Raw genomic sequence first — 8,128 nt, 5'->3', positions numbered from 1 at the left:
AAAGCGCCCCCGTTTTTCGACATTAACCGTTTTATCTAGGAGCGCTCTAATGGCTGTTGGTCTTGGTCCTTTGCCCACCCTGCACCCGGTTCCGGGTTTTGAACTCGGCATCGCTTCTGCCGGCATCAAGCGCCCTGGGCGCAAGGATGTGGTGGTCATGCGCTGTGCCGAAGGCTCCAGCGTCGCTGGCGTGTTCACCCTCAACGCCTTTTGCGCCGCTCCGGTTATCCTCTCCAAGCAGCGCGTTCAGGGCACTGTGCGTTACCTGTTGACCAACACCGGCAACGCCAACGCCGGCACCGGTGCACCGGGCCTGGCCGCTGCCGAGCGTACCTGCGCCAAGCTCGCCGAGCTGACCGGCGTGCCGGCCGAGTCGGTACTGCCATTTTCCACCGGTGTGATCGGCGAGCCGCTGCCGGTCGAGAAGATCGAAGGCGCCCTGCAGGCCGCCCTGGACGACCTGTCGGAAAACAACTGGGCTGAAGCCGCCACCGGCATCATGACCACCGACACCCTGCCCAAGGGTGCCAGCCGCCAGTTCCAGCACGATGGCGTGACCATTACCGTTACCGGCATCAGCAAAGGCGCCGGCATGATCCGCCCGAACATGGCCACCATGCTCGGCTACATCGCCACCGACGCCAAGGTCGCACCCCAGGTGCTCAAGGACCTGATGCTCGATGGCGCCAACAAGTCGTTCAACCGCATCACCATCGATGGCGACACCTCGACCAACGACTGCTGCATGCTGATCGCCACCGGCAAGGCCAACCTGCCGGAAGTCACCGAAGCCAGCGGTGCGCTGTTCGAAGCCCTGAAAAAGGCCGTATTCGAAGTGTGCATGGACGTGGCCCAGGCCATCGTCCGTGACGGCGAGGGCGCCACCAAGTTCGTCACCGTGCAGGTCAACGGCGGGGGTAACCACCAGGAATGCCTGGACGTCGGTTACGCCGTGGCTCACTCGCCGCTGATCAAGACCGCGCTGTTCGCCTCCGACCCCAACTGGGGCCGCATCCTGGCGGCCGTTGGCCGTGCCGGCGTGCCGGCGCTGGATGTCAGCCTGATCGACGTCTACCTGGACAACGTCTGCATCGCCAGCCAGGGCGGCCGTAGCCCTAGCTATACCGAGGCACAGGGTTCGGCGGTAATGGCCCAGGAAGAGATCACCATCCGCATCGAGCTGGGCCGCGGTGCGTGCAGCGAAACCATCTGGACCACCGACCTGTCCCACGAGTACGTGAAGATCAACGCCGAATACCGCACCTGATGCATGTGGGGCCGCATGCGGCCCCATAACCCCAGACAAATGGAGCCGAACCATGAGCTACCACCTGATCATCGGCGACAAGTTGCATTCCTCCTGGTCGCTACGCGGCGCCCTGGCCCTTGAGCTGGCTGGCGTTGCCTACGAAGAAACCCTGATCAAACTCAACCAGCCCGACACCCGCCAACGCCTGCTCGCTTACTCGGCCACCGGCAAGGTGCCGTTGCTCAAGACCGAGCACGGTGTGATCGCCGACTCGCTGGCCATCGCCGAATACCTCAACGAACGCCACCCAGAGGCCCAGCTGTGGCCTGCCGACGTGGCTGCCCGTGCTCAGGCTCGTTCGGCCTGCGCGCAGATGCACAGTGGCTTCTTCGCCCTGCGCGGGGCGATGCCGTTCGACCTGGCCCGTGATGAAGCCCTGGAGAACGTGCCGCTGGACGTGCAGGTCGATATCGACCGTATCGTCGCGCTGTGGTCCGAGTGCCGCTTGGTAGCCAAAGACAGTGGGCCGTTCCTGTTCGGCAAGCCGACTCTCGCTGACGCCTACTTCGCCCCGGTGGCTGTGCGCTTGCGCACCTACCGCGTTGAGGTGCCGGCAGAGGCGGCAACGTACATCGAGACCATTTACCAGTGGCCGGCCTTCAAGGCCTGGCAACAGGCTGGCCTGGCGGAGCGCGCAGGGTGAAACGCATTCATGTAGTGGCCGCAGTGATCCGCGGCGCCGATGGCCGCATTCTTATCGCGCGACGGGCTGATACCCAACACCAGGGCGGCCTATGGGAATTCCCGGGCGGCAAGGTGGAAGAGGGCGAGAGCGTCGAAGCGGCGCTGGCCCGCGAGCTTCGTGAGGAGCTGGGTATCGAAGTGACCCGTTCACGGGCGCTGATCAAGGTCAGCCACGATTACCCGGACAAACAGGTGTTGCTGGATGTTCGCGAGGTCGAGGCATTCACCGGCGAGCCCCATGGTGCCGAGGGCCAGCCGTTGGCCTGGGTAACACCACGCGAACTGCCGCAGTACGACTTCCCCGAGGCCAACAAGCCGATTGTCGCCGCCGCGCGCCTGCCGGACCAGTATCTGATCACCCCCGATGGCCTTGAAGTGCCTGAGATGCTCAAGGGCATCCAGAAGGCGGTCGCCAGCGGCATACGCCTGATTCAGTTGCGTGCGCCGGACATGTACGACCCCAAGTACCGCGACGTGGCGGTGGATGCGGTCGGCTTGTGTGGCGGCAAGGCCCAACTGATGCTCAAGGGGCCGCTGGAGTGGCTGGGCGATTTCCCATCTGCGGGTTGGCACCTGACGGCCGCGCAGCTGCGCAAGTATGCGGCCAAGGGGCGGCCATTCCCTGAGCACCGTTGGTTGGCGGCGTCCTGCCACAGTGCAGAAGAGCTGGCGCTGGCGGAACAGATGGGGGTCGACTTCGTCACCCTGTCGCCGGTGCAGGCGACGCAGACGCATCCTGAGGCCGTGCCGCTGGGCTGGGATGAGGCGCAACGGCTGGTTGCGGGCTTCAGCCGGCCGGTGTTCTTGCTGGGTGGGGTCGGGCCGGGTGAGCGTGAGCGCGCTTGGGAACTCGGTGCACAAGGCGTTGCCGGGATTCGGGCGTTCTGGCCTGAGATTTGAGTCGCCAGTACTGGGGCCGCTTTGCGGCCCATTCGCGGGGCAAGCCCGCTCCCACACGAGGATAGCGCAGTACCTGTGGGAGTGGGCTTGCCCCGCCCTGGCACTCTCAGCCTTGAGGCTTTTCTGCGGGTTGCCACAGCACCTCGGCAACCCCCTGCCGGCGGCCAATGATCCGCGCGGCTACGAACAATAGATCCGACAGCCGATTGATATACGCCAACGCCACCCCTTCCAGCGGTTCCACCGCGTTCAGCTGCTGGCAGCGGCGCTCTGCGCTGCGCGCCAGGCAACGACACACATGCGCGTGCGCCACCAGTGCCGAGCCACTGGGCAGGATGAAGTTCTTCAACGGCCCCAGCTCCTCGTTCCATACATCGATTGCCGCTTCCAGCCGCTGCACTTCGGCCAAGTTCAACGCTTGGTAACTGGGCATCGCCAGTTCGCCACCGAGGTCGAACAAGCGGTGCTGACAAGGCGCCAGCACCTCGCTGACCTCAGCCAGCCCTTGCTCGGCCAGCCCTGCCAGCAGCAGCCCGAGCTGGCTGTTGAGGCTGTCCACCTCGCCAATCGCTTCGATGCGTGGGTGGTCCTTGGGCACCCGACGGCCGTCGCCCAGGCCGGTTTCGCCTTGGTCGCCAGTGCGGGTGTAGATCTTCGACAGGCGGTAGCCCATGTCATGCCTCCGTGGTGTTCGGTGCCGTCGCTGCCGGCTGGCCGAGGGGCAGGCGCAGGGTGAAGCATGTGCCCTGGCCGGGCGTGGACTGCACCTCCATCTGCCCCTTGTGGTTGTTGGTGATGATGAAATACGAGACCGAAAGGCCCAGGCCGGTGCCTTGGCCGATCTCCTTGGTGGTGAAAAACGGCTCGAAGGTGCGCTTGCGCACGGCTTCGGGCATGCCCACGCCGTTGTCCTCGACCTGGATTTCGGCCCAGGGCGGGTTGAGCCGGGTGCGCAGGGTGATGCGCCCAGGCTCGCTGGGTTGCGGGCGCAGGTGAATGGCCTGGGCGGCGTTTTTCAGCAGGTTGAGCAGCACCTGTTCCAGCTCGTTCGCGGTGCACGGCACCGGCCCGAGGTGTGGGTCGAACTGGCGCACGATGGCCTGGCCCTTGAAGTCGAAGCCGATGGCCAGGTCGAAGTCGTTGCTGGCGATCTCCAAGGCCTGGTCGATCAGTGCCGGCAGGTCGCAAGGTGCCAGCTGGCGATTGCTGCGGCGGCTGAAACTGAGCATGTGGGTGACGATCTTGGCGGCCCGCGCACCGGCCTGCTGAATCCCGTCGAGCAACTGCGGCACTTCGCGGCTGTCCAGGTAGCGGTTGACGGTGGGCAGGTCGATGCCGAGCTCTTCGGCTTGTTCCTGGTTGCGCGGTAACTCCGGGGACAGGCGGCGGCGGATATTCTGCACATTATGCAAAATGGCCCCCAGCGGGTTGTTGATCTCGTGAGCCATGCCAGCGGCCAGGCCACCTACCGAGAGCATCTTCTCTGACTGCACCATCATCTCCTCCAGGGACAGGCGCTGGGTGATGTCGTCGATCCGGATCACCACGCCGCGGCCGCCACCGCCCATCAGTGGATAGAAGGTCAGGGCGTAGTGGCGCAGTTCATCGCCCTTGGGCCAGGTGACGCGCTCGATTTTCGCTACCCGGTGTTTTTCCACGGTTTCCTTGAGCTGCGGCAAGAATGGCTTGAGCGGCTCGAAGGCGATGAAGATCGGCTGGTTCAGGGCCTCGTCCAGCGGTGTCCCGGAGAGCACGGTAGCCTCGTGGTTCCACTGGGTGACGTAGAGCTGCTCGTCGAGGGCGATCAGGGCCGAGGGCATGGAGTCGATGATGCTGTTGAGGTAATTCTGGAAGCCTGTGAGTTTTTTCTCGATCTTGCTGCGCACCTGGACTTCCAGCTCCAGCTTGCGGTTGGTATGGCGGGTTTCTTCGGCCAGGCCCTGGGCCTGGTCGTAGGCGGTCTGGAATTCATCGCGGGTGCGCTTGAGCTGCTGCTCGCGGGCTTCGATGCGCGAGAGCATGGTATTGAACGCCTCGGCCAGGCTGCCGATTTCGTCGTCGTTGCCGCGCCGGGCACGCAGGGCGTAGCTCTCTTCGCGGGTGACCTGGCGGCTGAGTTCTTCGAGCTGGTTGATCGGCTGGGTGATCAAGCGCTTGATTTGCCGGGCCACGACGATCCACAGCAGGATGCTGAACACCAGGATGCCCAGGCTGGCGCTGAGCGTGCCGGTGTAGAAGGCGGTGGGCAGTTCGCTGCTGGCCACCAGCAGCAGGTGTGCGGGTGGGTTGGCGTCGCGTGGGATGCGGATCAGCTGCGTGCTGCGAAACTCCATCAGGCGCCAGCCGTCGATGTCGCGAAAGCGCCTGGGCAGCGCCAACGGTTCGCCGTGCTGGAGTTGTGCCAGCATGCGGCCATCGCCGCCGTACACCGCCGCCGCGCGTAATGGCGTGTAGCTGTCCAGCTCCTTGAGCAAGGCGCTGGCGGTGTCCGGGGTGTCGCCTGCCCGGGTCGCCAGCTGTGGGTTGGACACCAGCCGGCCGATGGTCTGCAGGGCCTGGGGCGCCATGCTTTCCTGGGTGATCCAGTAGGCGGCGCTGATGAAGGTCAGGTTGGCCACCAGCAGAATGGTCACCAGCAGCACCAGCAGGGCCGCCAGCAGCTTTTGCCCGACCGGGAGGTTTTCCAGGCGTTGGCGCAGGGTCATGGGCAAGGCAATGTCCGTCTCCGGTTGAAAGGGCCAGCGTCAGGCGCTGGGCAAGCCACGTGCCTGCAGGTTATCGACCAGGCGCCGGTGCAGGCGTTCCAGCTGCGGGAGCTGCAGGCCATGACGATCGGCGGCGCGGCAGGCGTGGCCGAGCAGGTAATGGACCTCGGTTCGCCGCCCGGCTCGCACGTCCTGGTACATGGAAGAGTAGTTGGCGGCGGTGGCGAGGATCACCCGTTGCACTTCTTCGTCCAGGTCCTCGGCAGCCTGGGGTTGGCCACAGCGACGCAGCAGTTCGGCCAGCTCGTCGCACAGGGCAGTCACTTCGCCCAGGTGCTCCAGCAGGCCGCCGTTGCGGCACTCGTGCAGCACGGTCAGTGGGTTGATCGCGCAATTTAGCGCCAGCTTGCGCCACAGGCGGGGGAGGATATCCACGGTCCATTCGGCCGGGATGCCGGCGTCGTGCAGGTCATCGAACCATTCCGGGAGCGCCGGCGTCAGCGGGTCACCCAGCCAGTTGAAGCCATGGCCGGCGAAGCGCACTTGCCAGTCGTCCTCGCGAAAAGCCCCTTCGGTACTGGAGGCGAAGATGCAGCGGGCATGGGGGACCTGGTCGGCGACTTCGTCCTGGCTGCCGAGGCCGTTCTGCAGCAGCACCAGCTCGGCGCCGTCGGCCAGCCTGGGCGCCAGGCGCGCGATGGCCGGTGCGGCGTCATACGCCTTGCAGGCCACCAGCAGCCGGTGGATCGGGCCGTCGCCCTCGGCGGTTTCGGCGGGGATCGCGTAGTGGTTGGCGGTGTCCTGTTCGTGCAACGTCAGGCCGCCTACCTGCTGATAGGCCTGCAGCCGTTGCGCGTCGCGCAGAATCAAGCGTACCGCCTTGCCCGCGCGCGCCAGGCGGCAAGCCCAGAGGCTGCCCAGGCTACCCGCGCCGAGAATATGCCAGGTGCTGCTCATATGCGTTTCGCAACCCGTTATAATGAGTCCGCATTTTAACCGTCTAACTCAGCGTGCTCCATCTTCAGGCCGAGCGCGCTTTTATTTTTGGAGAAAAACCATGCCTTCGTTCGACGTGGTATCGGAACTGGACAAGCACGAAGTGCAGAACGCTGTAGACAACGCCGTCAAGGAACTCGACCGCCGGTATGACCTCAAGGGCAAGGGCAACTTCGAGTTCAAGGACAAGGACCAGACCGTGCTGCTGACCGCCGAAGCCGAATTCCAGCTCGAGGCGATGATCGAGATCCTGCGCGGTGCGCTGGTCAAGCGCAAGATCGACGTCAAATGCCTGGAAACCAAGGACGCCTACCCGTCCGGCAAGGAAATGAAACAGGAAGCCAAATTCCGCGAGGGCATCGACAAGGAGCTGGCGAAGAAGATCGTCGCTCACATCAAGGATGCCAAGCTCAAGGTTCAGGCCGCCATCCAGGGTGAGCAGGTGCGTGTCACCGGCAAGAAGCGCGACGACCTGCAAGAGGCGATCGCCGCCCTGCGCGCCAAGGAATTCGACATGCCGCTGCAGTTCAACAACTTCCGCGATTGATCGGGGCGTTGCCAGGAACCTCGATGGCGCAATGATGTCCATGGGGGCCGTGGCCGCGGAAATGCCCGCGGCCAGTTTTACCGTGCACATGCCGTTCGGCATCAGGAGATGAACATGGATTTGAACGCTGAAGTCGATCAGCTGGTCCGCCAATCGCAGACCTGGATCCCCTTGATCATGGAATACGGCAGCCGGGTGTGCCTGGCGTTGCTGACCCTGGCTATCGGCTGGTGGATCGTCAACAAGCTCAGCGCGCGCCTGGGCAAGCTGGTCGGCCTGCGCAACGCCGACCTGGCGCTGCAGGGGTTCATCAGCACCCTGGCCAATATCATCCTGAAGATTCTGCTGTTCGTCAGCGTGGCGTCGATGATCGGCATCGAGACCACCTCCTTCGTTGCCGCTATCGGCGCCGCGGGCCTGGCCATCGGCCTGGCCTTGCAGGGCAGCCTGGCGAATTTCGCCGGCGGCGTGCTGATCTTGATGTTCCGCCCGTTCCGCATTGGTGACTGGATCGAGGCGCAGGGTGTCAGTGGCACCGTGGACAGCATCCAGATCTTCCACACCGTGCTGCGCACGGGTGACAACAAGACGGTGATCATGCCCAACGGCAGCTTGTCCAACGGCATCATCACCAACACCAACCGCCAGCCGACCCGCAAGGTGGTGTTCGACGTGGGCGTGGATTACGACGCCGACCTGCAAAAGGCGCGTAATGTGCTGCTGGAACTGGCCCAGGACCCACGTGTGCTGGCCGACCCGGCGCCGCAGGCAGTGATTTCGACGCTGGGCGACAGCTCGATCACCGTGTCGCTGCGCATCTGGACCAAGACCTCGGACTACTGGGATGTGATGTTCATGCTCAACGAGCATGCCCGTGACCGGTTGAAGGCCGAGGGTATCGACATTCCGTTTCCGCAGCGGGTGATTCGTGTGGTGCAGGAGACGGCTACGCAGTAAGCAACGCTTCAAGGCCGGGGCCGCTATGCG

Annotated in this window: 8 protein-coding genes; 5 read left to right on the top strand and 3 right to left on the bottom strand. The window is 64.4% G+C overall.

Annotated elements, in window-relative coordinates:
* Positions 1 to 49: 49 nt before the first annotated feature.
* From argJ to NP534_RS24000, 3 genes are read left to right on the top strand one after another with little or no spacing between them, the layout of a single operon-like run.
* Positions 50 to 1,267: a bifunctional glutamate N-acetyltransferase/amino-acid acetyltransferase ArgJ gene (gene argJ, locus NP534_RS24010; RefSeq protein WP_274100354.1), complete on the top strand. Its 1,218-nt coding sequence runs from the start codon at positions 50 to 52 to the stop codon at positions 1,265 to 1,267.
* 52 nt (positions 1,268 to 1,319) lie between these two features.
* Positions 1,320 to 1,952 carry a glutathione S-transferase family protein gene (locus tag NP534_RS24005; RefSeq protein ID WP_033702823.1) on the top strand — a complete coding sequence of 211 codons (633 nt, stop codon included), beginning with the start codon at positions 1,320 to 1,322 and terminating at the stop codon, positions 1,950 to 1,952.
* Positions 1,949 to 2,893 (top strand): Nudix family hydrolase, encoded by a 945-nt coding sequence (locus NP534_RS24000; RefSeq protein WP_274100353.1) that lies wholly within the window; start codon positions 1,949 to 1,951, stop codon positions 2,891 to 2,893. The genes NP534_RS24005 and NP534_RS24000 overlap by 4 nt, the downstream gene beginning before the upstream one ends.
* A 106-nt stretch (positions 2,894 to 2,999) precedes the next feature.
* On the opposite strand, the gene NP534_RS23995 is transcribed toward NP534_RS24000, so the two are convergent.
* Genes NP534_RS23995 through NP534_RS23985 form a run of 3 tightly spaced genes read right to left on the bottom strand, consistent with a single transcriptional unit; the run spans position 3,000 to position 6,555 of the window.
* On the bottom strand, positions 3,000 to 3,566 hold the full coding sequence (locus NP534_RS23995; protein ID WP_274100352.1) for a cob(I)yrinic acid a,c-diamide adenosyltransferase: 567 nt from the start codon (positions 3,564 to 3,566) through the stop codon (positions 3,000 to 3,002).
* A 1-nt stretch (position 3,567) separates the two neighbouring features.
* Entirely contained in the window at positions 3,568 to 5,598 is a 2,031-nt protein-coding gene (locus NP534_RS23990) for a sensor histidine kinase (RefSeq protein ID WP_274100351.1), read from the bottom strand.
* 39 nt (positions 5,599 to 5,637) lie between these two features.
* The gene (locus tag NP534_RS23985; protein ID WP_274100350.1) at positions 5,638 to 6,555 is read right to left on the bottom strand and encodes a putative 2-dehydropantoate 2-reductase; all 918 of its coding nucleotides are present in this window, start codon (positions 6,553 to 6,555) and stop codon (positions 5,638 to 5,640) included.
* 100 nt (positions 6,556 to 6,655) lie between these two features.
* On the opposite strand from NP534_RS23985, the gene NP534_RS23980 reads away from it, so the two are divergent.
* A complete protein-coding gene (locus tag NP534_RS23980; RefSeq protein WP_033702818.1) occupies positions 6,656 to 7,141 on the top strand; it encodes a YajQ family cyclic di-GMP-binding protein in 486 nt (161 codons plus the stop codon).
* Positions 7,142 to 7,255: 114 nt separating this feature from the next.
* Positions 7,256 to 8,098, top strand: coding sequence for a mechanosensitive ion channel family protein (locus tag NP534_RS23975; protein ID WP_033702817.1), 843 nt, complete (start codon positions 7,256 to 7,258; stop codon positions 8,096 to 8,098).
* Positions 8,099 to 8,128 lie beyond the last annotated feature (30 nt).

The organism is Pseudomonas sp. 39004, from assembly GCF_028682155.1.
Taxonomy (GTDB): Bacteria; Pseudomonadota; Gammaproteobacteria; order Pseudomonadales; family Pseudomonadaceae; genus Aquipseudomonas; species Aquipseudomonas capeferrum.
The sequence above is the reverse complement of the archived record's forward strand: the minus strand, read 5'-3'. Positions and strand labels throughout refer to the sequence as shown.